The sequence below is a fragment of the Bradyrhizobium sp. genome, from assembly GCF_047605465.1.
Taxonomy (GTDB): Bacteria; Pseudomonadota; Alphaproteobacteria; order Rhizobiales; family Xanthobacteraceae; genus Bradyrhizobium.
The window spans coordinates 19,674-43,790 of record NZ_JASGFS010000017.1 but is presented as its reverse complement, the minus strand read 5'-3'; the positions used below and the strand labels follow the sequence as shown (position 1 = coordinate 43,790).

The 24,117-nt window shown below is 64.6% G+C and carries 20 protein-coding genes; 9 read left to right on the top strand and 11 right to left on the bottom strand.

The window, feature by feature from the left end:
* Positions 1-36: 36 nt before the first annotated feature.
* Entirely contained in the window at positions 37-534 is a 498-nt protein-coding gene (locus QM712_RS16040; protein WP_415024088.1) for an RNA polymerase sigma factor, read from the bottom strand.
* Positions 535-1,338: 804 nt separating this feature from the next.
* Between QM712_RS16040 and QM712_RS16035 the strand changes: the two genes are divergently transcribed.
* Positions 1,339-3,027 carry a thiamine pyrophosphate-requiring protein gene (locus QM712_RS16035; protein WP_415024139.1) on the top strand — a complete coding sequence of 563 codons (1,689 nt, stop codon included), beginning with the start codon at positions 1,339-1,341 and terminating at the stop codon, positions 3,025-3,027.
* Positions 3,028-3,088: 61 nt separating this feature from the next.
* Positions 3,089-4,765, top strand: coding sequence for an alpha/beta hydrolase (locus tag QM712_RS16030; RefSeq protein ID WP_415024138.1), 1,677 nt, complete (start codon positions 3,089-3,091; stop codon positions 4,763-4,765).
* A gap of 7 nt (positions 4,766-4,772) precedes the next feature.
* Here the strand turns inward: QM712_RS16030 and QM712_RS16025 are convergent, their stop codons facing one another.
* Both QM712_RS16025 and QM712_RS16020 read right to left on the bottom strand, forming a co-directional pair.
* Positions 4,773-6,359: an MDR family MFS transporter gene (locus tag QM712_RS16025; protein ID WP_415024087.1), complete on the bottom strand. Its 1,587-nt coding sequence runs from the start codon at positions 6,357-6,359 to the stop codon at positions 4,773-4,775.
* A 165-nt stretch (positions 6,360-6,524) separates the two neighbouring features.
* Positions 6,525-7,040, bottom strand: a complete 516-nt coding sequence (locus QM712_RS16020; protein WP_415024086.1) for a YcgN family cysteine cluster protein — start codon at positions 7,038-7,040, stop codon at positions 6,525-6,527.
* A 293-nt stretch (positions 7,041-7,333) separates the two neighbouring features.
* Between QM712_RS16020 and QM712_RS16015 the strand changes: the two genes are divergently transcribed.
* Genes QM712_RS16015 through QM712_RS16005 form a run of 3 tightly spaced genes read left to right on the top strand, consistent with a single transcriptional unit; the run spans position 7,334 to position 10,791 of the window.
* Complete coding sequence (locus QM712_RS16015; protein ID WP_415024085.1) at positions 7,334-9,622, top strand: transglycosylase domain-containing protein; 2,289 nt, start codon at positions 7,334-7,336, stop codon at positions 9,620-9,622.
* 9 nt (positions 9,623-9,631) lie between these two features.
* Entirely contained in the window at positions 9,632-10,210 is a 579-nt protein-coding gene (locus tag QM712_RS16010) for a DUF1214 domain-containing protein (RefSeq protein ID WP_415024084.1), read from the top strand.
* Positions 10,207-10,791 carry a DUF1254 domain-containing protein gene (locus tag QM712_RS16005; protein WP_415024083.1) on the top strand — a complete coding sequence of 195 codons (585 nt, stop codon included), beginning with the start codon at positions 10,207-10,209 and terminating at the stop codon, positions 10,789-10,791. Before QM712_RS16010 ends, QM712_RS16005 begins: the two co-directional genes overlap by 4 nt.
* Before the next feature lie 12 nt (positions 10,792-10,803).
* Here QM712_RS16005 and QM712_RS16000 read toward each other — a convergent pair whose 3' ends face one another.
* Positions 10,804-12,351: a hypothetical protein gene (locus tag QM712_RS16000; protein ID WP_415024082.1), complete on the bottom strand. Its 1,548-nt coding sequence runs from the start codon at positions 12,349-12,351 to the stop codon at positions 10,804-10,806.
* Positions 12,352-12,620: 269 nt separating this feature from the next.
* Between QM712_RS16000 and QM712_RS15995 the strand changes: the two genes are divergently transcribed.
* Together QM712_RS15995 and QM712_RS15990 are read left to right on the top strand one after the other, a co-directional pair.
* On the top strand, positions 12,621-13,517 hold the full coding sequence (locus QM712_RS15995) for a GNAT family N-acetyltransferase (protein ID WP_415024081.1): 897 nt from the start codon (positions 12,621-12,623) through the stop codon (positions 13,515-13,517).
* A gap of 108 nt (positions 13,518-13,625) precedes the next feature.
* On the top strand, positions 13,626-13,919 hold the full coding sequence (locus tag QM712_RS15990; protein WP_415024080.1) for a hypothetical protein: 294 nt from the start codon (positions 13,626-13,628) through the stop codon (positions 13,917-13,919).
* Positions 13,920-13,975: 56 nt separating this feature from the next.
* Here QM712_RS15990 and QM712_RS15985 read toward each other — a convergent pair whose 3' ends face one another.
* Genes QM712_RS15985 through QM712_RS15970 form a run of 4 tightly spaced genes read right to left on the bottom strand, consistent with a single transcriptional unit; the run spans position 13,976 to position 18,851 of the window.
* Positions 13,976-14,740: a hypothetical protein gene (locus QM712_RS15985; RefSeq protein ID WP_415024079.1), complete on the bottom strand. Its 765-nt coding sequence runs from the start codon at positions 14,738-14,740 to the stop codon at positions 13,976-13,978.
* A gap of 2 nt (positions 14,741-14,742) precedes the next feature.
* A complete protein-coding gene (locus QM712_RS15980) occupies positions 14,743-14,943 on the bottom strand; it encodes a hypothetical protein (protein WP_415024078.1) in 201 nt (66 codons plus the stop codon).
* Between the two features lie 12 nt (positions 14,944-14,955).
* Complete coding sequence (locus tag QM712_RS15975; RefSeq protein WP_415024077.1) at positions 14,956-15,399, bottom strand: Ig domain-containing protein; 444 nt, start codon at positions 15,397-15,399, stop codon at positions 14,956-14,958.
* Positions 15,400-15,428: 29 nt separating this feature from the next.
* Positions 15,429-18,851 (bottom strand): CHAT domain-containing protein, encoded by a 3,423-nt coding sequence (locus QM712_RS15970; protein ID WP_415024076.1) that lies wholly within the window; start codon positions 18,849-18,851, stop codon positions 15,429-15,431.
* A gap of 142 nt (positions 18,852-18,993) precedes the next feature.
* Here QM712_RS15970 and QM712_RS15965 point away from each other — a divergent pair, with 142 nt between their 5' ends.
* Positions 18,994-19,965 (top strand): dienelactone hydrolase family protein, encoded by a 972-nt coding sequence (locus QM712_RS15965; RefSeq protein WP_415024075.1) that lies wholly within the window; start codon positions 18,994-18,996, stop codon positions 19,963-19,965.
* Here the strand turns inward: QM712_RS15965 and QM712_RS15960 are convergent.
* A complete protein-coding gene (locus QM712_RS15960; RefSeq protein WP_415024074.1) occupies positions 19,935-20,696 on the bottom strand; it encodes a hypothetical protein in 762 nt (253 codons plus the stop codon). The genes QM712_RS15965 and QM712_RS15960 overlap by 31 nt on opposite strands.
* Positions 20,697-20,704: 8 nt before the next feature.
* Positions 20,705-20,893, bottom strand: a complete 189-nt coding sequence (locus QM712_RS15955) for a hypothetical protein (protein ID WP_415024073.1) — start codon at positions 20,891-20,893, stop codon at positions 20,705-20,707.
* 251 nt (positions 20,894-21,144) lie between these two features.
* Between QM712_RS15955 and QM712_RS15950 the strand changes: the two genes are divergently transcribed.
* On the top strand, positions 21,145-22,119 hold the full coding sequence (locus QM712_RS15950) for a DUF2336 domain-containing protein (protein WP_415024072.1): 975 nt from the start codon (positions 21,145-21,147) through the stop codon (positions 22,117-22,119).
* 25 nt (positions 22,120-22,144) lie between these two features.
* Here the strand turns inward: QM712_RS15950 and QM712_RS15945 are convergent, their stop codons facing one another.
* Positions 22,145-24,115, bottom strand: coding sequence for an oleate hydratase (locus tag QM712_RS15945; RefSeq protein WP_415024071.1), 1,971 nt, complete (start codon positions 24,113-24,115; stop codon positions 22,145-22,147).
* Between the last annotated feature and the right edge of the window lie 2 nt (positions 24,116-24,117).

Sequence of the window (24,117 nt, the reverse complement as noted above, 5' to 3'; positions counted from 1 at the left end):
GAATAGCGAGGCGGATTTTTTGAATCCATCGAAAATTTATTGTCGCGCGTAGTCGAGACTGGTCCTGAGCAGGATCATCACGCGGTTCATCTGGCTGAACGCCGTGTTGGGGGAGATCCCGAGCCTCTTGCCGATCTCGGCGAAGGTCATGCCGTCCAGTCGGGCGAAGAACACGAACCGGACCGCCGCTGGTATCTCATTCAGCGCAGCCTGCACGATCGCCAGCTCCTGGCGAGAGATGACCTGGCGTTCCGCTGACGGCAGATCGTCGACGGCCGCGGCAAGCGCGGCCTCCTGGTCCACCGCCATCGGCAGAAATCGCTGCCGGCGGCGCCAGTCCGTCGACAGGTTGGCGGCTGTCCGGAAGAGATAGGCGGCTGCGTTCTTGACGCTGGCATCGGGCGGCGAACTGAGAAGACGCAGGAACGCTTCCTGAGTCAGATCCGCTGCGAGCTCAGGCGAAATGCCCCGCTTGCGCAGGTAACCCTGGACCTCGCCCTGATGCAGGCGAAAGAGCGCCGCGATGTCGATCATCTGGTCGCTCGCAGGGACGTCATTTGCCGCCAAGCGGCACGGGCGGAGCGACCAACATGGCAACAGCGCCTCAGCCCCGTCGGCTGGTGCGAGTTGATCGTCTCCATGTTGAAATGATGCGGCACGCAAGAAGTCCGGATACGATGACTGCCTCGCCATTCTTACAGGCGAGACCAATACCGCCGCAAGATCATCAACTTAGATACGCTCCAATCGGCGCCCGGGACGTTTGCGATCGTGCTCGCGCGAAGCATTGCGCGCACCGCGGCCCGAAAGATCGTCATCCTCCGCACGGCTGATCCACCCGCAACCACGTCGGGGCGCCTTAGCCTTCCCGAAATTCCCGACATCGGCGCCCGATCGCGGACCCGTGAAGAGACTTCGTCGATCACGCCGGACGAAACCATTACCCCAGGATCGAAGCCGCTTTCGGGCGACCGCGAAGTCAGGACAAAACATCGACGCGCTAGGGTTGCGGTGTTCCGATTGGGAGACGCACCATGCGTTCGCTTCAGCCTTTCATCGTTCCGGCAGTCATCCTCTGCTACTCGGCATTGAGCATCGCCACCCTCGTGACGATCGGGGCCTGGTGATCATTGGGTCATGTTCATGCGTGAAGAATTTACATCGCTGGCCTTTCTCGCAGTGACGGTCGCGGGGGTTGCCCTGCTCGGATCGGGACTGCTTGCGCTGGTTCTCGTGGGATAGACCGCGGCGCCGCCCAAGCGCCCCAGGGAATCCAGCGTGCATGGCTGGCTTCCCGCGACGCGCGGCGGCCGCGCTTTACGTTCAACCAAATTCCTGATCCTCTCTCCGCAATCGGCCGGCTCAACCGGCCCGCCCTGGGAGAGAGATGTCATGAAGCTCGGCACCGCGATCGCGGAAATCATGAAGCGCGAGGGGATCGAGATCCTCTGCGGCTATCCCGTCAACCACCTGATCGAGCACGCGGCGAAGGCCGACATCCGCCCGGTGATGGTGCGGCAGGAGCGCGTCGGACTGCACATGGCGGATGCGATCTCGCGCGTGACGTCGGGGCGCACGATCGGTGCGTTCTGCATGCAGCATGGCCCCGGCGCCGAGAACGCGATGGGCGGCGTCGCGCAGTGCTTCGGCGAATCCGTCCCCGTGCTGGTGCTGCCGATGGGCTATCAGCGGCGGCTGTCGCATATCGAGCCGAACTTCAATTCCAGCGAGGCGATGAAGCCGTTCGCCAAATCGTCCGAGCCGATCATCCTGGCGACTGAAGTCGCCAACATCTTCCGCCGCGCCTTCACGAAACTCAAGAACGGCCGCGGCGGTCCCGTGATCGTAGAGATTCCCTCCGACATGTGGAACGAGGAAGTGCCGGAGCCGCTGAACTACACGCCGGTGCTGCGGACGCGCTACGGCGCCGACCCCGTGCATGTGAAGCAAGCCGCCCACCTGCTCGTCAGCGCCAGGCGCCCGGTGATCTATGCCGGCCAGGGCGTGCATTACGCGCAGGCCTGGCCGCAATTGAAACGGCTCGCCGAGCGGCTCGCCATTCCCGTCACCACCAGCCTCGGGGGCAAATCGTCGTTCCCGGAAACGCATCCGCTGTCGCTCGGCTCCGGCGGCCTCGCGGTGCCCCGCGCCGTCCCGAAATTCCTGGCCGAGGCCGACGTCATCTTCGGGATCGGCTGCTCGTTCACGGAAACCAGTTTCGGCATCGCGATGCCGAAGGGCAAGACCATCATCCATTCAACGCTCGATCCGAACCACCTCAACAAGGACGTCGAGGCGAAGATCGGCCTCGTCGGCGATGCCGGTCTCGTGCTCGAAGCGCTGCTGGAGGAGATCGGCAAGACCGTGACGGCAGACCGCGATGCCTCGGCGGTCGCGGCGGAGATCGCGGCGTCCCACAAGGAATGGCTGGCGAAGTGGATGCCGAAGCTCACCAGCAATGATGCGCCCTTGAGCCCCTACCGCGTGCTCTGGGATCTCCAGCACACCGTCGACATCCACAACACCATCATCACGCACGATGCCGGCAGCCCGCGCGACCAGCTCTCGCCGTTCTGGAAGGCGGTCGAGCCCCTCTCCTATCTCGGCTGGGGCAAGACGACACAGCTCGGCTACGGCCTTGGCCTCGCCATGGGGGCCAAGCTTGCCAAACCCGACAAGCTCTGCATCAATGTCTGGGGCGATGCGGCGATCGGCTTCACCGGGATGGATTTCGAGACGGCGGTGCGCGAGCGCATCCCGATCATGTCGATCCTGCTGAACAATTTCTCGATGGCGATCGAACTGAAGGTGATGCCGGTCTCGACCGAGAAATATCGCTCGACCGACATTTCCGGCGACTATGCCGCGATGGCGCGCGCCTTCGGCGGGCACGGCGAGCGCGTGACCAAGCCGGAGGACATCATCCCGGCCATCAAGCGCGGCATCGAGAAGACGAAAGAGGGCGTGCCGGTGCTGCTGGAGTTCATCACCGGCAAGGAGACCGAGGTTTCGCGGCCGGGCACGTAAGTCCGGGGCAAGGTGGGCAGTGGGCATCGTCAAGCAGTGGGTGTGGATCGTCAGGCGGCAGATGCTGTCGCTGTCCGGCGTCGGCATTTTCCTGGGCGCGTTGTTCTTCGCGGCCGCATTGACGCCGACGCTGGTGCCGAGGAGCTACCTGACGCAGGGTGCGCTGGCCGGCACGTGCTTCGCGATCGGCTACCTCGCCGGCATCCTCTGGCGCTGGCTGTGGCATTATCTCGAATTGCCCGAGCCTTCGGCGCGCGCGCGATCGAACGCCAATGCGCTGGCCACGGTCGTCTGCCTGCTGGTCGTCGTCGTCTTCCTGCGCCAGGCCGCCGAATGGCAGAACTCGATCCGCGCCGTCATGAAGATGGCCCCGGTCGAAACGGCGCATCCGCTCAAGGTCTGCGTCATCGCCCTGGTCACGTTCGTCGTCCTGCTGGTGCTCGCGCGGCTGTTCGTGCTCATCGCCCGCTTTGTCGCCGCGCGCACGAGACGCCTCGTGCCCCGCAAGGTCGCAAACGTCGTCGGCGTACTGCTGGCAGCGCTGCTGTTCTGGTCGATCGCCAACGATCTCCTGATCAGCACGGCGTTTCGCGCGCTGGATTCATCCTTCCGCGAGTTCGACGCCCTGCTCGAGCCCGAGCGGCCGCAACCGACCGCGCCCGGAAAGACGGGAAGCGCGGCGTCGCTGGTGAAGTGGACGGAGCTCGGGCGTGCCGGCCGCGAATTCGCTGTCTCGGGCGCGAGCGCGGCGGAGATCAGCGCCGTCACGGGGCGGCCCGCGCAGGACCCGGTGCGCGTCTATGTGGGCCTTCGCGGCGCCGACAGCGCACAGGCGCGCGCACGGCTCGCGCTCGATGAGCTGAAGCGCCAGCACGGCTTCGACCGAGCGATCCTCCTCGTCATCACCCCGACCGGGACCGGCTGGATCGATCCCGCGGCCATGGACGCGGTCGAACATCTCCATGACGGCGACGTCGCCAGCGTCGCGATGCAGTATTCCTATCTCAACAGTCCGCTGTCGCTGCTGTTTCAACCGGAATACGGCGCAGAGGCCTCCCGCGCGCTATTCTCCGAAATCTACGGATACTGGACCACGCTTCCCAGGGACAAGCGGCCGAAGCTGTATCTGCATGGCCTCAGCCTCGGCGCGATGAACTCGGAAAAATCCGCGGAGTTGTTCGAGACGATCGGGGATCCGATCGCGGGCGCGCTCTGGAGCGGGCCGCCTTTCGAGAGCCGCATCTGGCGCTCGGTCACGGCCAACCGCAACCAGGGCTCCCCGGCGTGGCTGCCGGAATTTCGCGACGGCCGTTTCGTGCGGTTCATGAATCAGAATGGACCGACGGTGGCCGCCGGCGCGCCATGGGGCGCGATGCGGGTCGTCTATCTGCAATACGCAAGCGACGCGATCACGTTCTTCAATTACCGGGATGCCTATCAACGTCCCGCCTGGATGGAGGCGCCGCGCGGTCCGGACGTTTCGCCGGAGCTGCGGTGGTATCCGGTCGTCACCATGCTTCAGATCGCCGTCGACATGGCGGTCGCGACCAGCACGCCGATGGGTTACGGCCATGTCTACGCACCCGAGCATTACGTGGATGCGTGGGCGGCCGTGACCGACGTCAGGAACTGGTCTGCCGAAGCACTCGCCCGGCTCAAGGAGCAGCTCGCGGCGAAAGCACGGAAGACGAGTGCCGGCCGCGCCGAGGACGATCCCTACGCCGATCGCGGTGGGTAAAAGCGCCCTACTCCGCCATCTCCACCGGCTGGGTCACCGAAGGACCGGCCAGCGGCTTCTCCTCCATCGCGATCAGGCAGAGCGATGCGGTCGCCATCAGCGCCGTCGCGGCACCGAACACGTAGCGGAACGCATGACGCATGTCCTCCGCGGGAAGCGTGACCGCACCGGCCGCGTGATGCTCGCCGGCAAGCGGGATGTCCGCGCCGAGCGCGATGAGCAGGATGGCGGCGAACGCAGCGACCGTGAATGACGACATCAGCGAACGGAAGAAATTCATCGCGCCGGTGATGGTCCCGACCTGCGGACGGGCAACCGAATTCTGCAGCGAGACCACGCAGACCGGGAAAGTCGTACCCAGCCCGAGCGCGAACGCGGCCATCAGCGTGAGAAGGCCCCACAGCGGCAATGTCGTGACGGTGAGCCCCAGTGCGCACAGCGCGGCCCAGGAGGTGCCGACGATCGCGACACGCTTGTAATGCTTGGCGCGCGCCATGGTGCGGCCGGCGATGGCCGCGCCGCAGGTCGAAACCGCGGCGAGCGGGATCAGTGCAAGTCCCGCCTCGCTGGCGCTGAGGTGATAGACCGACTCGTAATAAAGCGGGAGCTGGACCGTGAGGCCGGTGATCGCACCGAGGCCGCAGCCGCCGGCCGTCAGCGCGAACGGAGCGACCGATCCCCTCAGCAGCGGCAGCGGCAGGAACGGCTCATCGGCCCGCCGCGCATGCCAGACGAACGTGACGGCGAGCGCGACAGCGCCACCGACCATCGCCAGAACCGTCGGCGACAGCCACGGATAGCGCGTGCCGCCCCAGGTCAGCACCAGCATGAAGACGACCGCGGACGCCATCAGCAGCACGCCGCCGAGCCAGTCGACCTTGCGCTTGCGGTGGAACACGGGGATCTTGCTCATCTTGGGCAGCAGCAGCGCGAGCGCCGCGGCCGCGAGCGGCAGATTGATCCAGAAGATCATCGACCAGTGCAGATGCTCGGCGAAGACGCCGCCGATGACGGGGCCGAGGATGCCGCCGACCATCCAGACGCTGGAGAAATAGGCTTGATACTGGCCGCGTTCGCGTGGGCTCACGACGTCGGAGATCACGGTCTGCACCACCGGCATGATGCCGCCGCCGCCGAGACCCTGAAGGCCGCGCGCCAGGATCAGCATCGGCATGTTCGGCGCAATGGCGCACAGCACCGAACCCACGATGAACAGGCTCAGCGAGAGGATGATCATGGCCTTGCGGCCGTAGATGTCGCTCAGCGTCCCGAACACCGGCGCAACGGCGGTCGAGGCGAGCAGATAGGCCGTGATCACCCAGGACAGATTGGAGACGTCCTGGAACTGGCGGCCGATGGTCGGCAATGCGGTGGCGACGATGGTCTGGTCGAGCGCCGCCAGGAACATCGTCAGCATCAGGCTGATGACGATGGTCCGCACTTCGTCCGATGACAGGGGTGCGGGCGGTGAGATCGGGGGAGCGTCGCTGACGCTGATGACCTCGCTGGGAAGAAGGGACAATTCCTCGGCGATGTCGTCGGGCAATGTCTGAGTGTCGGCAGTATGGCTGCTCTGCCGTTCGAACTTGTTCATTTCGGGCGTATCGACGTCGTATTGCGGCGCAACGCCGCGAGGGATTCGTTCTATGTCCCCAATGTAGACAGTAAATTTCTTCTCGGGCAGGCGCCGCGGCGCATGGGTGTATCCCACCCGGGGGTCATCCCGAAGACGTGATCCGCGCCGGAGCCGGACAATCGATCAGTCCTTCGGACGCCGCTTCAGGCGTGCCCGTTTCGGCAGCATCGCCGGCCATTGCACGATGTGATCCTCAAGATCCTCGTCCGGGATCTCCTCCTCGCTGCCCTCGACCCGCCCCCGAACGGAGACACCGGCCTCATGCACCGTGTTTGGATCGCCGGACACCAGGGGATGCCACCAATAGAGATCGCGCCCCTCGGCGACGAGCTTGTAGCCGCAGCTCGGCGGCAGCCAGTTCAGGGTGCGGACATTGGCCGGTGTCAGGCGCACACAATCCGGAACCTTGTCGGAGCGATTCGGATAGTCCTTGCAACCGCAGGTTCCGGCATCGAGCAGCTTGCAGCCGACATGGGTGAAGTAGATCTCGCCGGTATCCTCGTCCTCGAGCTTGTTCAGGCAGCAGCGCCCGCAGCCATCGCACAGGCTCTCCCATTCGCCCTCAGACATTTCCTCCAACGTCTTGGTTTTCCAGAAGAATCCCTCCTGGCCTGAAGGTCGTTTGGGAGCTGCGGTCATGCGTCTCAACAGGATTCGAAAGAGCTAGGGCTCGTGCCATCTACGGCGCGCGGCCAGGGGGCTGCAAGCAACGCTCCCGAGAGGCCTGTCATAAACCGGGGTCAATTAGGCCTATTGTTCAAAATCGCGAGCGCAGCCATTGGTTTATAGGCCACGCTCGGCTAGAAGAACAGCGAGTCCCCCTCGGATGCGAAACGGGCGCCTTGGGTTTGCCGCAACACTCCCGCAAGACGTCTCGATGCCGCCCCCGCAGGGTGCTTGAACGCTTTCGAACCGAGTCTCAAGGGTTCTAGGTGGCCGAGAACACACCATCCGATTGGAAGACCCGCGTCCGGAATTTCTTTCTGGACCTCGATGCGCGCATCGACTCGTCGCTGTTCTCGTCGGCCAAGGGCATCCGCGAGCTCTATGAGCGCTATTCGACCTTCATGGACCGCTTCTATGTCGGGCGGTGGAAGCGCTGGGTGTTCATCGAGCCGTTGTCCGAGGCTGCGACCCTCGGCCTCGGCGGCCTGGTGCTGCTGCTGACGCTCGCCATCCCCGCCTTCCGCGAGACCGCGGACGAGGACTGGCTGAAGAAGTCTGATCTCGCCGTCACGTTCCTCGACCGCTACGGCAACCCGATCGGCAGCCGGGGCATCAAGCACAACGACTCGATCCCGCTGGAAGATTTTCCGGACGTGCTGATCAAGGCGACGCTCGCCACCGAAGACCGCCGCTTCTACGACCATTTCGGCATCGACATCGCCGGCACCGCCCGTGCTCTCGTCACCAATGCCCAGGCCGGCGGCGTCCGCCAGGGCGGCTCCTCGATCACGCAGCAGCTCGCCAAGAACCTGTTCCTGAGCAACGAGCGCACCATCGAGCGCAAGATCAACGAGGCCTTCCTCGCGGTCTGGCTGGAATGGCGCCTGACCAAGAACGAGATCCTCAAGCTCTACCTGGACCGCGCCTATATGGGCGGCGGCACCTTCGGCGTCGACGGCGCCGCGCATTTCTACTTCAACAAGTCGGCGCGCGACGTGACCCTGGCGGAAGCCGCGATGCTGGCCGGCCTGTTCAAGGCCCCGACCAAATACGCGCCCCACATCAACCTGCCGGCGGCCCGCGCCCGCGCCAACGTCGTGCTCGACAACCTCGTCGATGCCGGATTCATGACCGAGGGTCAGGTCTTTGGCGCCCGCCGCAATCCGGCCTTCGCGGTCGACCGCCGCGACGAAGCCTCGCCCAACTACTATCTCGACTATGCCTTCGACGAGATGCGCAAGCTCGTCGACACCTTCCCGAAGTCCTACACGGAACGTGTCTTCGTGGTCCGCACCGCGATCGACACCAACGTGCAGAAGGCCGCCGAGGACGCGATCGAGAACCAGCTCCGCCAGTTCGGCCGCGACTATCACGCGACGCAGGCCGCAACCGTGGTGTCCGATCTCGACGGCGGCATCCGGGCCATGGTGGGCGGGCGCGATTATGGCGCGAGCCAATTCAACCGTGCGACCGACGCCTACCGCCAGCCCGGCTCGTCGTTCAAGCCCTATGTCTACACCACCGCGTTGCTGAACGGCTTCACGCCGAATTCGATCGTGGTCGACGGCCCGGTCTGCATCGGCAATTGGTGCCCGCAGAACTATGGCCATTCCTACTCCGGCTCGGTGACGCTGACGCAGGCGATCACGCGCTCGATCAACGTCGTGCCGGTGAAGCTGTCGATCGCGATCGGCCAGAAGGAGCAGCCGAAGGCGCCGAACCCGGCCAAGATCGGCCGCGCAAAGATCGTCGAGGTCGCCCGCCGCTTCGGCCTCAAGGCGCCCCTCCCCGACACGCCGTCGCTGCCGATCGGATCGGACGAAGTCACCGTGCTCGAGCACGCGGTCGCCTACGCGACCTTCCCCAACCGGGGCAAGGCCGTGACACCGCACTCCGTGCTCGAGGTCCGTACCGGCGCAGGCGACCTCGTCTGGCGCTGGGACCGCGACGGCCCGAAGCCGCGGCAGGCGATTCCGGCCTCCGTCGCCGCCGACATGGCGGGCATGATGAGTCACGTCGTCAGCGAAGGTACGGCTCGCCGCGCCGCGCTCGACGGCATTCCGACCGCGGGCAAGACCGGCACCACCAACGCCTATCGCGACGCCTGGTTCGTCGGCTACACCGGCAACTTCACCTGCGCGGTCTGGTACGGCAATGACGACTATTCGCCGACCAACCGCATGACCGGCGGCTCGCTGCCGGCGCAGACCTGGCACGACATCATGGTCACGGCGCATCAGGGCGTCGAAGTCAGGGAAATTCCCGGCATCGGCATGGGCCAGAAGCTGCCGCCGCAGCCGATGGCGGCCCAGGCCAACGCGGCGCCGAAGGTGCTCGAGACCAAGCCGGGTCCGCCGCCGGTGCTCACCAAGCGCGGTGCCGACATCCTGGTGCGCGTCGAGAAGATGCTCGACGATGCCGCCAAGACCGCAACCAAGTCGGCCGCCGACGACACGACGCCGGCCAAGCCGGCATCGTCGACGAGCGCTCTCGCCTTTCCGCAGAACTATGCGGCGGAGGACAATGCCAACTCATCCGCCCCGCGCAAGAACTGATCGTATCCCGTGCGGCTGATCCTCATCACATTGACGGCGCTCCTGCTCGCAACCGCCGTCGGCGTCGGTGCGACCTGGATGACGACGACACGCGGCACCGAGATCGGCACGCTGACCATCGGCGCCTGGACCGCGCGTCCCCGCACCGGCACCGCTGACGTCGATCCCTATTCGCGCGCCACCATCGTGCGCAACGGCGAGTTGCCGATCGGCACCGGCGACGGTGTCGCCTTCACCGCCACAGCCGACGACAAGAAGAAAACGCTCGACGGCCGCTGCGACGTCGTGGTCTCCGGCGTGACGCCGCCCGCGCGGTTCTGGACACTGACGCTCTACGATCGCAAGGGCCATCTCGTCGCCAATTCACTGCAGCGCTATGGCTTCACCAGCCAGGAGATCGTGCGGCAATCCGACGGCTCGTTCGAGATCCGCATCGCCTCGCGCTCGCGGGCCGGCAACTGGCTGCCAACCGGCGGCATCGAGCGTTACGCGCTGATGCTGCGCCTCTACGATACGCCGGTGGGCGTTGCGACGCGCACGCAGCGCGATGCGCCGATGCCCAAGGTCACGACGGTGGGCTGCTCATGATCCGGCTCCTGTTCACGATCGTCGCCGGCATCGTGTTGGGCCTCGTGGTCCATCTCGTCAGCGTCCTGGCGCTGCCGCGGATCGCGACGCAGGACGCCTATTCGCGGCTGACGCCGATGACCAAGCTCAACGCCGTCACCCAGCTTCCCCTCGCCGATCCCAGCACCTCACCGATGCCATTCATGGATCCGGCCTTCGCGCTCGCGATCTGCCGTTACGATCTGTCCGGCGGGCCGATCAAGCTCACCGTACCCGTCAGCCAGGCCTATACGTCGGTGTCATTCTATACCCGCAACGAAATCGCCTATTACGCGATCAACGATCGCTCGGCCGGCAAGAAGGTGATCGAACTCGACCTGATGACCGAGGCGCAGCACAACGATCTGCCCGAGGATGAAGAGGTCACCGCGGCCGACCGGCTGATCATCGACTCCCCGAGTTCGACCGGCCTGATCGTGATGAAGGCGCTTGCGGCCGAGCCGGGGCTGATGCCGCAGGCTCAGGCCTCGCTCGCCACCGCGACCTGTGCCACGCAGACCGAGCCTCCGGCCAAGGCAGAAGCACCGCGCGGCCGGCGCTGATCGCGGTCCGGCTCAGCCCTTCCCGGTCGAGCCTCGGGACTGCTGGTCCCGCCCCTCGGATTGCGGGGTCGCATCCGGCCTGACGTAAACGCTCTCGTAGGCACCCGTATAGTCTTCCTTCCAATGCCTCTTCTCGACGAGAAAGCGCCTCAACTCGTCGTGGCCTTTGACCCATAAAACGGCGTCGATGTGGTATTTCTCGAGGACTGCATCCCAGTCCGACTCATCGATTTTCCACCTGACCAGCTTGAAATAGTCGCGCAGCAGTTCATCCGGATAAGCCGTCGCCGCGCGGCCATCCACGAACACCGGCACTTCCCCTTGCGTTCGGAAGATCAAGAGGCCGCCCGTATTCCAGTGATTCAAGACCCTGGCATGCGAGAGGTGCGCCCTGAGATAGCCGGCATCCCGCTCCGACAGCATGTCCGGCAAATCGAGCGCCGGCTGCACCCGCATCGCCGTGATCGGAAGTGCGCACGCGCCGATGATCGCGGCCGCCCACAATGCCCCCTGGACCTGGGGAGGCGCCGGCCATCTCGCGAGAAGCCGATCAAGGTGAAGGGCCAGCGGGATGGTCGAAAAAATGAAGAAGAAGGACATGTACCTGAACTGGTAGAGTCCCAGCCCGAGGAAGATCCAGGACAGGATGCGCGGCTCGAGGCGAGCTCCGTTCACGGCGCCGCGGCTCAGTTCGAGCGCCACGAACACGAGAACATAGACAAGTCCCGGAATGCTCCCGGGTATCTCGATGTTGCGGTAGTACGGAAGCCATTCCGAGATGTTCGCCTGGACGAAATGACCGAGCGTCGCCGTCACGCCTTCGTAGATGTGCCATCCCAACGGGTTGATGAAGGTCGCGGCGAGACAGCCGATGCCCGCGAGAGTGAAGGCCTTGGCGTTCCTCCAGTCCCGTTCGAGCAACGCGACGCAACCAAAGACGGCGATGATCGGAAAGCCAAGCACGAAACCGCCGTGAAGATTGACCCAGAAGACCATCATCAAGGGCAGCAGCAACAATCGCGTTCGGCGCAGACACTGCCTGTAGAACGCGACGCAGAACAACATCGTCGCAACGTTCGGAGATGCGGCGAGATAGATATTGGGGGCGGTTTCATAAGCGGGATACAGGATGCAAGCCGCAAAGACCGCAACGCAGGTCGCGATCGGCGAGGCTCCGCTGCCGAGGCAAGCAGATGTCAGATATCCGACGATGATAGCGCCACAAGTCACGACCAGACAGACAAGGCCGACGAGTCCGGCACGTTGGTACAGCAGGCTGGCGACGACGTCCCACAGCCAGGAGAGATTGTACCAGCGCTTGTCCCCGAGGGTGAACGCCCAGGGATCCTGGTATGGAATGTTCGCCTCATGCCTGATCAAGTCACCAGCGGCCAGATGCCACCCGAGATCGTAGTGACTGAGCAAGAGCGTCGCGTTCGACACATAGAACACGCACAGGAACGAGATCAGGAAGACATACGGTCCTGACTTCTGCAATGCCGGCGCAACGGCCGCGAAGGATTGAGCGACCGACTGCTTGCGGGAATTCCCTTCGTGCATGCAAAAGCTCGCGCGCCATGAGAGGCGCGCATCCGGGGTGGGAAGAACGTCGCCAAATGTCTTTCAATCGAATAAGCGGTACGATCTAAGGGCGAGTAAATTCAAGTTGTGCAACTGCGGTTCCACAATTGGAACGGATGCGCTAGTTAACAGGCTATGAGCGTGCACGGTGTGAGTCCCTGTCATTCGGGAACCCGCGTCACGACGACCTATGTGAAAGGTCCGATGTGAGAGCTAACATCGCGGTGGCTCTTACCTGGGGAACCCTGATGTCAGTCATTGTCAGGCCGATCCGCGCGGAGGAACTGCCGCGCGCCCAGGAACTCATCGTCGAGAGCATCAACGACCTGACGCAGCGCCACGGGTTCGGCGCACTGGCCTCAATCAGGCCCGCAAGCTTTCAGCTTTTTTCCCTTAAAGACGATGCTCGCGGCCTCTGGGTCGCGGAATCCGACGGCGCAATTGTCGGTTCTGCCTTCAGCTGGGTGTGCGGCGAACTGTGGTTCCTCGCCGAGCTGTTCATCGCACCGCAGATGCAAGGAAGCGGGATCGGGCGAGAACTGCTGCGGCGAACCCAGCTCCATGCCGATCAGGCCGGCGCCAGGACCAGAGCGCTCATCACCTTCACATTCAACACGGTTTCGCAGGGACTCTATCTTCGGCACGGAATGTTTCCGCGCCTCCCGATCTACATGATGAGCGGCGAACGCAGCACCTTTGCCACGACGGGTTTCGAAACGCCGCTGAACCACCGAATGGCCAGCCCGGCCGATCTCGCCACGCTGGCAGCCCTTGATCGCGGTGCGTTGGGCGTCTCGCGCGAAAAGCACCATTCATATCTGCTGGCCGATCCCGCCATGAAGGCATTCCTGTTCTACGAGGGACAAGACTGCACGGGATATGCGTATGTCGCATCCACCGGCCATGTCGGGCCTGTTGCCGTGGCCCGGCCGGATCGCATGGGCGAAGTGCTCGATACCGCACTCGCAATTGCGGCCCAAGGAAACTCCCGACAGATATCCGCTTTCCTGCCCGGCCATTGCGAATCTGCACTTCACATCGCCGCCCGACATCACATGCGCATTACACTTCCCATGGTACTCGTATCCGACCGCGAGTTCGGCGACTGGAAACGCTACCTGCCGCGAAATCCGGGATACATGTAGGGAACCGGCCGGTTCCACGCCGACGACGGCCGCCATCGCGTAGTCAAACCGCCAGGCAATAGGCGCGACGCACATCAAGACTTTGAACAGCCGGCGTTGCGCGGCGGAATGCCGGGGCTGGCCGATACGAGCCGTCACCATTGCCTGAACGATGCGGCGTCACCAGTCGCCGGTTTTGTATTGGCGCATCATTTGCATCGCGCTGACATTTTATTGGATTGGATTGGAAATTTCATGATCCAGACCGCCAGTGAACAAGCAATCCTATTCGGCCTGATTTCAATCTGCCTTGGTGCGTGTCTCGTCTGGGCATTGTGGGAGATCGAAGCGGCACGCGAACGCCGGCAACGACATCACGAGTTCATCCGCCAGGCGCGGCGCTCCGTGACGCCGGGTCGCTAGACTGCGTCCGCAGATCATCACGCGAGCCATCCCAGCCCGCGCCGGCACCGCATGAACTACCCGAGCAAGCCCTTCAGGCCGGCATAGAGCGACCCGACGGCCGTCGCGGCGACGCCTGCGAGCGGGCCGACGGTCTGCATCAGGTCCTGAATCAAGCGTGCGCGACGACGGAGTTGCTCCTCACCGACATGTTGTCCGAGCAGGCGCGCGACCCTGAAGGCGAATGCGTTCGGCTTGCCGCCCTGGCTGAGCACGCGCGGCAGCACCTGGAAGATCACGACGCCCAGGATGTTTCCCGACACGAAGGCGAGCAGGATGCTCGCTCCGTACTCGAACACCTCGCGCCATTCGACCCAGACCGTCGGCAGGATCGGAACGCCGTCATGAAGGCCGGTCACCGTCAGCATCGCGAGAATGCTGACGCTGGCAGCCAGGAACGCCAGCCCGAACGCGCCCAGCGCCGAGACCCTGTGCAGCGGATAGGCCAGCAGCCCGAACAGCAGCGGAATCACGATCGACGCGAGCCGGAGCGGGATCTGCGAGAGGTTGAATGTGATGGTCACGAGAACATGCGCGGCCGTCAGCAGGATCGACGGGATCAGGACGTAGAGAACGGCATGCGTTCCGAAGTAACGCAGCGGATTCTTGTAGCGTTCGAGCCGGACATTGACCCGATCGAGATCACGCCGCAGCTTGTCGAGGTCGGCAACGATCTCTTCGATCTCGAGCAATGTCGGCCGCACGACGCGCAGATCGCGCGAGCAGTGCTTGCACGCGATGGCTTCGTCCTTGATCGTCTCTGCGCAGAACGGGCACTCCATCGCTACCGCGACTTCCTGCGCCGCATCATGAAGGCCTCGACCTCGTCGCGGGCGCGCTTCAGTTCGTGGCGCAGCTCCTCGCGCTTGCGCAGGAGATCGGCGCGTTCCGCAAGCAGCGTCGCGGGCACCGCGACGTCACGCCCGCAGGAAGCACAGACCAGCGCACCGTCCGCGCTTTGCGACTGGCAGTAGGGACAGGTCACGTCAGGAACACCTCATTTGGGCGCGACCTTCAGGGTGAAGATGGTCGTGCCCGGCCGGCCGTCGCTATCCTTGATGTCGACGCGGACCGTATACTCGCCGGGCGGCAATTCCGCGTCCTGCATGTTGATGCCGTCGGCCTGGACGAACGGCTTGACCCGCTGCGTCAGGTCGACATTGGGCGAGCGCAGGAAGATGACCTTGACCGAATCCGGATCGATCTTGGCGCCGCCGAACGACTCGAACTTCAGCACCAGCTTCAGAGGCGAGCTGACGGAGTCGCTCGGCGAGACGAACTCCACCTTCGGCCCCCGCATGATGCCGCGCCGGTCCGCCGCGACGGCTCCCTTCGGCGGCGGCAAATGGGCTTCCTCTTCCGTGATCAATTGCGTGGCGCGCACCGATCCCGACAACAACAGACCTGCGGCAACGAGGCCCAGAAAGATGGTCCGCTTCATTTTCCGTACTTCCCTTCCCTCGTCATTCCTCAACGCACACCGCCATCGCCGATGATCGTGTAAGGCGCCCAGAACAGCGGATGAGCATAGCCGAACTCGGTCTTGCCCTCGCTGTTCAGATAGCCGGGACCATCGACCAAAGCCATCATCGCCTGGCGCAGCGCCTCGCTTCTCGACAGCTTCGGATCGTCCGCCTGCCGCTTGAACAGGTCGGTCACGAGCTGCCGCGCCGATTGCGAATGCACCGACCAGTTCGTCACCAGCAAGGCGCGCGTTCCCGCGTAGAAGAATGCGCGGCCGAGGCCGGATGCCGCTTCGGCGCCCGCACCCGCGCCGGCGCCCGTGTTGCAGGCGGACAGGATGACCCAGTCGGCGTCGAGCTTGAGGCTGAGGATTTCCTCCATGGTCAGGAGACCGTCACCGCCCTCGCCCGTCACCGACGGCGACGACAGCGCGAGCGCCGGTTGCGTCAGCCCGTTGAGTTCACCAGGCACCAGCCCGTGCGTCGCGAAGGCCAGGATCCGGAAGCCGGACAGATTCATGGTCTTGACCGCGCTCTCGGTCGCGTTCTTGCCGAGGAACAGCACCTTCGAGGGATCGGCCTGCAACGCCAGCGCGATCGACTTCAGTTCGTCGGCGGTGTCCGGAAGGCGTGGCAGGAGGCCGAGTTCGGCGCTGTCGACGCCTTCGAGCTTCGGGCTGTTGCGACGCTTCAGCGGCATCCCGCGCGTCACGTTTCCGCCGACGTCGGCGACCTGGACCTTGTCCCCCGCACCTTCCGCTTCGGCCTGCTGCTCCTTGTTGAAATAGGGATCGCCGAACGCCACGAGGTCGCCGCGGCCGGGTTTGCCCGGCGGCAGCTGCCGCAGCGTGCGCAGAGCCGCGGCCGACGGCACCGTCGACACGGCATGCGTCCGCGCGAGCCACGGCACGTTGCGGTAGCCGATGAAGAGCGGATCCTCGTCCGCGGCCACTTCCGCGGGCGCGGTCGGCAGCAGCGAGAGCGGAAGCAGGCCGAGCGCGCCGTTGGTCACCACGATCAGGTTCCTGGCCGGCTTCCATCCGCTCTCGACCGGCTTCAGCAGCAGCTCGTAGAGTTCATAGCCGAGCTTGAGATCGAACGGCGGAATGTCCGAGATCATCGCAGCCTGCGGCTCGAGCGCCTCGCGCAGCTTGCGAATCTTGGTCTCGACATCGCCGATCTTGGCCTTGACGGCGGCGAACGCGACCGGCCCCGACTTCGGCACGGCCCAGACGAAACTGCCGTTCTGACCGAAATAGAAGGACAGCATCGCCTCGTTGTCGGCGAGCGTCCCGCGGATCTCCGCAACGCTCGGCGGCTTGGGCGAGACGAGATCGGCATAGATCGGGAATTTCTGCTTGATCTCCTGGCGGGCCTTGTCGCGTTCACCGCGCAAAGCCGCGATCGATGCCTGGATCTGCTGGACGCCCTTGTCGTCGCGCTCCGCCGAGGGAAGCGCCAGCACGTTGTTGAGCGTGCCGAGCTGGGCGTTGACCTGCTTGGTCAGGTCCTGCTCCTTGCGCACGAGTTCGGCGAGCGCGGGATCCTTGGCCGCGGCGCGGGCGCTCGACGCCGCCAGGGCCTGCTGCACCGAGCGGCCACGGATGGCATCGGCGAGACCGAAGGTCTCCTCGCCGACCCCGCTGCCGGTTCCCTCGGACCGCGCGAGCAGCAGGAGATAACTCTCGACGATCGTCTGCAGCCGCTCGCTGCGCGCCGCCACCACGCTCGTATTCTCGTCGTCGGCGTTCTCGTTGGCGTTGGCCATCATAATCGGGATGGCGGTCTTGAATTCCCGGATCGCATCGGCATCGCGCTTGGCACGCATCAGCCCGACCGCGAGCGTGCCGCGTGCGGAAGCGGTATCGGGATGGTTCTCGCCGACCCGCGCGATCTGCTTCTTCACCAGCTGCTCGGCGGCGGCAATGCCCGCATCGAGCTGTCCGGAATTATAGAGCGACAGAATGCGGCCCGGATTCAGCTCGAACACCTGACGGCGCTGCGGCTCCCAATTGGCGGTCGCCTGGTCGATCCTGGCGAAGATCTCGTTCGCCTCGGCGTTCTTGCGCCTGAGATTCAGGATGCCCGCGAGCTGGGAGAGCCATTGCACCGTGGCCTGGGAATCATCGGGTATCCCGACCGTCTTGTTGATCTCGAGCGCGACACGGCCGAGCTGCTCGGCTTCTTCGTAGCGGCCCTGGTCGACGAGAATACCGGCCAGACCCATCACGAAGCGCGGGGTGACGGGATTGTACTTGCCGGTGTCCTTGAGACGCGACAGCAGCGCGCGGCGCGCGTCGACCTCGGCTTCGGCCAACCGTCCCTGCCGCGCCTTCATGCGCGCCTGGTTCAGCACCATGGTGTCGACGACCTGGAGCAGCACCGTCTCCGCAGGCGGATTGTCGGACTCCAGAACGCCCTTGTTGCCGGCGATCTTGCGCAGCTCGGCGGTGCGATAGGCCGCCTCGGCCTCGGCAAACTGTCCGCGCGCCTCGAAGATCATGGCGCGGGTCAGCTCGATCTCACCCTCCCAGCTCTGACCGAAGCGGGCATAGGACGTGCGCCACCCGGGGAGCCCGCTGGTTCGCGCCTCCTGGATCTGCGTCAGGCTGCGGCGCAGATAAGCCTCCGCCTGCGCGACGTCACCCATCTGGATCGCGATGGCCGCGATCGCACGATTGGCGTTGAACACGTATCCTTTCGCACCCTGCGCGCCGGCAGATTCGCGCAGCAGCCTCTGCACGATCTCCAGCGCACGTTTGGGGTCGCCCGCGCTGGCATATTGCTGCGACTGGAGCTGCATCATCCGGCCCATCATGCTCGCGCTGACGGCACCACGCCCCGTATCCACGGCCTTGTTGACGTCGGCGGTGGCGTCGGCGAGCCGCCCGAGTTGCGAGCGCGCATTGGCGCGGTCGAAATAGAACTGGGCCAGTTCCTGGCGCGATTCCTTGCCGGTCGGCGTGTCATCGGCGTCCGACTTCAGTTCCGCGACCGTCTTCGCGTCGACCTTCTCACCATCGAGAATCGCCGTGATGTCGGAGATGCTGCGGGGAGGCGCGACGAAATCCTTCGGCAGGACGGCGCCGGCGTCGAGCTTCGGCACGGCGACCTTCGGAACTTCGACGGCGACGTTGGCGCGACCGTTGGCGGCATTCAGCGCCGCGATCACACAAGCCTTCACCTGGGGCGAGGCCTTGGCGCGGCAAGCTTCCAGATTGGCTCCCCCGGCGGCCCGCCCTCCGCTCGCATGCATGCAGGCCTGCACGATGGGCTTGCCGATCGTCATGCGGCAATTCTCGATGGCGGCTTCCTTGGTCAGGGCGGCGGCCGATCCTGTCGATCCCAGCAGAAGCGCGAGTGCCAACAGCTTTTTCGGAAGAGCGAAGTCGAGACGGCTCCTGACCGGACTCGTGGCGTCTAGGCTCATATCGTGGGCCTTTGGGTCATAAAATGGCTTGAAGTAACGGCGCAATCCTAGCCTTATGGCCCGGGAGAACAAGCGCCAATCAACGCGGGCCGGGGTTATGCGCAAAAGGGTTAGCGGCGCCAGGCGCGAGTTCCCGAGACCGATGCGGCTGCTGCGCATGTTGATCGGGCTGCTCACGCCATTGGCGCTCGGCTGGGGCTCAGGTGGTGCGGACGCGCTGGACGGCCCGCAACCGGCGACCGCGGTATGGGATGCCGGGGCGATCTTCCGCGGCGCGACCTTCGCGCCGGATCTGGCTCTTCCCGACACCGCGGAGACCGTCGACCAGTTCACATCGCCGCGGATGGCCATGCTCAAGCCGGCCGGCTCCGGCCCGTTTCCGGCGATCGTGCTCGCGCATCAGTGCAGCGGTCTCAATCCAGCCGTTGCGGCGTGGGCCCGCGCCGCCGTCATGCACGGCTATGTCGTCCTGCTCGTCGACAGCCTGGGACCACGCAACGTCAAGACCGTGTGCTTCGGTCCGAGAAACGGCGTGAACTTCTTCCGCGGCGCGAGAGACGCGCTGCAGGCCGCAGAGCATCTTCGCGAGCAAAGCTACGTCGACGGCAAGCGCGTCGCCTTCGTCGGCTTCTCCTGGGGCGCCATGGTGGGACTGCTCGCCGCGAGCCCGCATTACGTCGGCGCATTGCAGTTCAAATCAGGATTTGCGGCGGTCGCAAGCTTCTACCCCGGCTGCTTCCGCATCACGCCGAAGGACCGTCCGCCGTTCGATCTCGTCAATCCGGATATCTCGCGGCCGCTCCTCGTGCTGATGGGCGATGCGGACACCGAGACCCCCGCGTCGGAATGCATCGACAGGTTCGGACCTCTCAAGGAGAGCGGCGTTCCGCTGGAGTGGCATCTCTATCCCGGCGCGACGCATTGCTGGGATTGCCAGCAGCTCGATGGCTTCAGCAAGATCGACGTCCGCGGCCATCACGTCGACTATCATTTTCGTCAGGATCTGACCGACGATTCCCGTCGCAGGCTTTTCGAATTCCTCGACCGCGTCATGCCGGAGCCGGCCATGGCCGGCTCAGGACATCAACCCTTCACGGCGACCGCGCGTCCATAAGCCGGCTGCGCCTGCACCGGCGGATTGGCGGTCTGTGCGGCGAGCTCGCCAATCAGGCGGTCGGCGTCAGCGGCCATGCCGTCGGGCGCCTGGATCACCAGCCGCTCGAGCGCCCAGCGGTATGACGAGACCCGCTGCTCCAGGCATTGCTGCACCCACTGCACGATCAGCGAGTTCTCCTGCATGCGCTCGATCGCGTCGGCCTTCTCCTTCGGGGAAATTTCCGAGACGCGCGCCATGCTGGCATCACGCTTCCGATCGAGATCGATGACGCGGATCGCGCTGGCGAAGAACGGCTCGAAGCGGGTGATGTCGTTGCGCACGTCCTCGATCAGTTGCGCGTAGCGCGACGAATGCGAGCGATGCGGCTCATCGATCAGTGTGCGTCCGTACATGGTCCGGTCGAACACGACCTTTTGCCGCCATGGCGACGGCAACGCCTTGTAGTCGCCGAACACGCTCTTCCAGGCCGGCCGCGACAGCGGCGGCTCGATCAGCGGATAGGCAAGGTCGCGAAGCTGACGCTCCTCGTCGGTGAGCTGGAACTGGGAGGGTTTGAGGCCGACGCTGGACGTGACCTCCGCACCGAGCCAGCGATGCATGTCGTCGCTGCGCATGTCGGCGCGCGTACGGCCGAAATCGCCGCCGCTGCAGGCTCCGAGCGCAGCGCCCGCAAGAGCCAGCAGGGCGACCGATACGACGGGACGGATAAGGCGGAGGGTTTCCGGCATGGCGCAGGTCAGCGACGGCGGCGGCGGCGCCCCGGCGCTGTGCCCGCTTCCGGCCCGCGGTCGCCGCTGGTTTCGTCGGTTTCGCGCTCGATGCGAATCACGGGGAGGATCAAGACCGTTGCCGTTTCCGCAGGCGAGGCCGCCTCCCCCGACGAGCTCACCCGGCGACCGGCCGGAAATTCGATGATGGTCCCCATGTCAGCTCTCTTCAATTGCCGCGCGATCGAACGCTCCCGTGCAACATGGGCTCATTAAGATCAGGACATGGTTAACGGGATGTAAACGAGCCGGGCGGACCGTAGCCGCACGGGCCGGCCGCGTCGTGCCGTTGCGGCACGAAAACACCTGGAATGACGCGCTCCGTTTCACATCTCGTTTTCCTTAACGAGCCTTAAAGGGAACCAGCGATAGACTTGCGGAAACCATCCTCCGAGTTGCGTAAGTCTCAATGGCCAAGTCGCTGTTTCCCGGATTCGACGGGTTGATGACCCTCTCCCGCCGAGAGGGCGTCGACATTCGCCCGACGCTGCTGCGCGTGCTGACCGATCTCTATGTCCAGGCCAGCACCCACAGCGACGACGAGCAGCGCCAGTTCGTCGAGCTCGTCACCCGCCTGATCGACCAGGTCGACGATGCGACGCGCGCAGCCGTCAAGGCGCGGCTCGCGATCTATCCGTCGACACCTACGCCGATCATGCAAAAGCTCGGCCTGACAGCGGCACAGGAAGGTCGCAGAATTCCGCTCGCACGGGAAATCCCCACGCCGGCACCGGCCCCCGCCCCCGCACGCACGCCGACCGGCGCCGAACTGCGGATGGCCGCGAACATGGCGATGCAGCCGAAGGACGCGGCCGAGATCCACGACATGTTCTTTCGCGCCAGCGCATCCGAGCGCGCGCAGATCCTGCACAATCTCGCCGAGACGCCGCTGAAGGCCGCGCCCCGCATTCCGACCGTGAGGGCCAAGCGCGCTATCCAGATCCTGGAGATGGCGGCGATCGCCAACGACGTCGCGAATTTCACCCTCGAACTCGGCGACAGCCTGATCCTGCCCTCGCGCGTCGCCGCGGAGATCGTCGACGATCCCGGCGGCGAAGCGCTGGCCGTCGCCGCCCGCGCGCTCGACATGCCGAGCCCAAACTTCCAGCGCATCCTGCTGTTCTTCAAGCCGGAGATCGGCACTTCGGTGAACAACGTGTACCGGCTGTCGCGACTGTACGACCGGCTCAGCGACCGCTCCGCGCTGGTGATGCTGGCAGCCTGGCGCGGCTCCACGCTCGCCGTCACGCGGGCGAAATACCAATCGTCACTTCATGACAGCGAACGCCAGCGCGCGCGCGGCGCGTCCAGCCCATCACGGCCGGCCGGGCAGCCAGGCTCCGTCCCGGGCATACGCACCGGCACGGGCGGGTCCGACCGCTAGGGGCGCGGATCGGCGCGAAGCCGCATCAGGTTTTGCGCGCAGCGATGTTGTCACGGATCCGTTCGAGCCAACCCGTGACGGCACCCAGCACTTGATTGCTTTTGCCGAGAACCCCCATCAACTCACCTTCGACCATTTCGCGCCTCTTCCCCTCGGGTTCGGGCAGCGGCGGCAGGATGTGCGCGTAATAGGTCTTGTCCAATAGCCGATGCAGCAGTCGTTCACCCGGGAAGGGCTCGCCGTTGTTCAGCGCGCGGGCTGCCTTCAGGATGTTGCGGATGTCGTATTGCGTCGGGCTGATGTCCGGAACCTGCTTCGGCAGGTTCATCAACGTGTACACCGCGACGCGCGCCGTCCGGATCGAACTGTCCATCGTGAAGATGATGTCGTTCGACGTTTCGACGAATTGTCCCATCAGGCCGAGATTGGTGCAGCCGGCAGGCACGACGTGTGGCCGGTCGCCCGCCGCGCGGGGCATGAACATCGCGGTGATGTAAGGCATCAGCGCGAGCCTCACCTTCGTATTTGCGGCCACTTCCTCAAGCTGCGCCTCGATGCCGAGATGATAGCAGAGTTCGGCCAGGATCTCGCGGCCGGTGCAGGCGGGCATCGGCTTCTTCACGAAGTTGCCCTCCTTGTCCATCAGCAGGGCATAGACCCAGACCACCAGAGCGTCCTGCGGCTGGGTCGGGAAGTGCGGCTGGCGATTGCAAGTGAAGCTCATCACCCAGTTCGAATCGGTGAAGGTGATGATGCCCCCGGTCACCGTCTTTCCCGAATAGGGGTCGTTGACCGAAAGCTCCCTCAGCTTGTCGACGAACGGCGACGGCTTGCAGGTCAACGTCACCGATTCCCACATCGACCCGTCGACATCGCCGTAGAACTTCTCCGGCTTGCCGAAAACGGGAGACTTCTTGGCGAGGTTCTTCCAAAGAGCCCAGTCGCTGTCGTCGCCAGGCTCGTGCTTGCCGCGCTCGAGGACCGGGGCATGATCCATGTCGCCATAGGCCGTGCCTTCGGTCATCGACCCCGTCAGGGCGTAGACCCTGTCCTGCGGACCGACGGGAATGGTGGTATCGACGCCATTCACCTTCGCCCGGATCGCGGTCACGGTACGCGCATCGCCTTCGACGCTCATGTCGAGATCGTAGGCGCGCGTATCGAATTGCACCTTCACGCCCCGCTCGCGCAGATGATTCACGAGCGGTCGGACAAAGCTGTCATACTGGTTGTACTTGGGGAAAACGAGGGCCGACAGATCCGTCAACCCGTCGATCGCATCGAGAAAGCGATGCATGTAGAGCTTCATTTCCAGGAGGCTCTGCCAGTTCTCGAAAGCGAACATCGATCGCCAGAGATACCAGAAATTGGTCTCGAGAAAGCCGGGGCTGAAATACTGCTCGATGGTAATGTCGTCGAGGTCTTCCTTGCGCTTCAGCAGCAGCCTGATCAATTCCCACTGCTGCGGTTTCGACAGGCCGAGCGTGGAAAAATCGCGGATCTGCCCACGCTTGTGCATCAGCCGCGATTTGGAGAAATTCGGGTCGTTGTCGTTGACGAGGCGGTACTCGTCGAGCACGCTGTAGCCTGCGGGCAATTCGAGTGCCTGCACGTCCTGGAACATGTCCCAGAGATTGTCGTAGTTCCAGTTCATTTCGCGGCCGCCGCGAATGATGTAGCCGTTGTCGGGATCGCCAGCGCCGTCGAGCGATCCACCCTCGACATGCAGCGCATCGAGGATCGTGATATCCTCACCCGCCATGCCGGCGTCGCGGATCATGTAGAACGCGGCGGCAAGACCCGCGATACCGCTGCCGATGATCCACGCCTTGCAGCCCTGCACCGGACGGGGCGAAACCGGGCGATTGCGCATATAGGCGCCCATCATGTCGGGAGGCGGCAAGGTGTTGCGCGCGCTGTTGTGCCAGAAGGCACCGGTGGTGTCGTTCTCCACCTTGAACGTGTTGCCGGGATTGCTTCGCGTTGCGTTGGCCATGG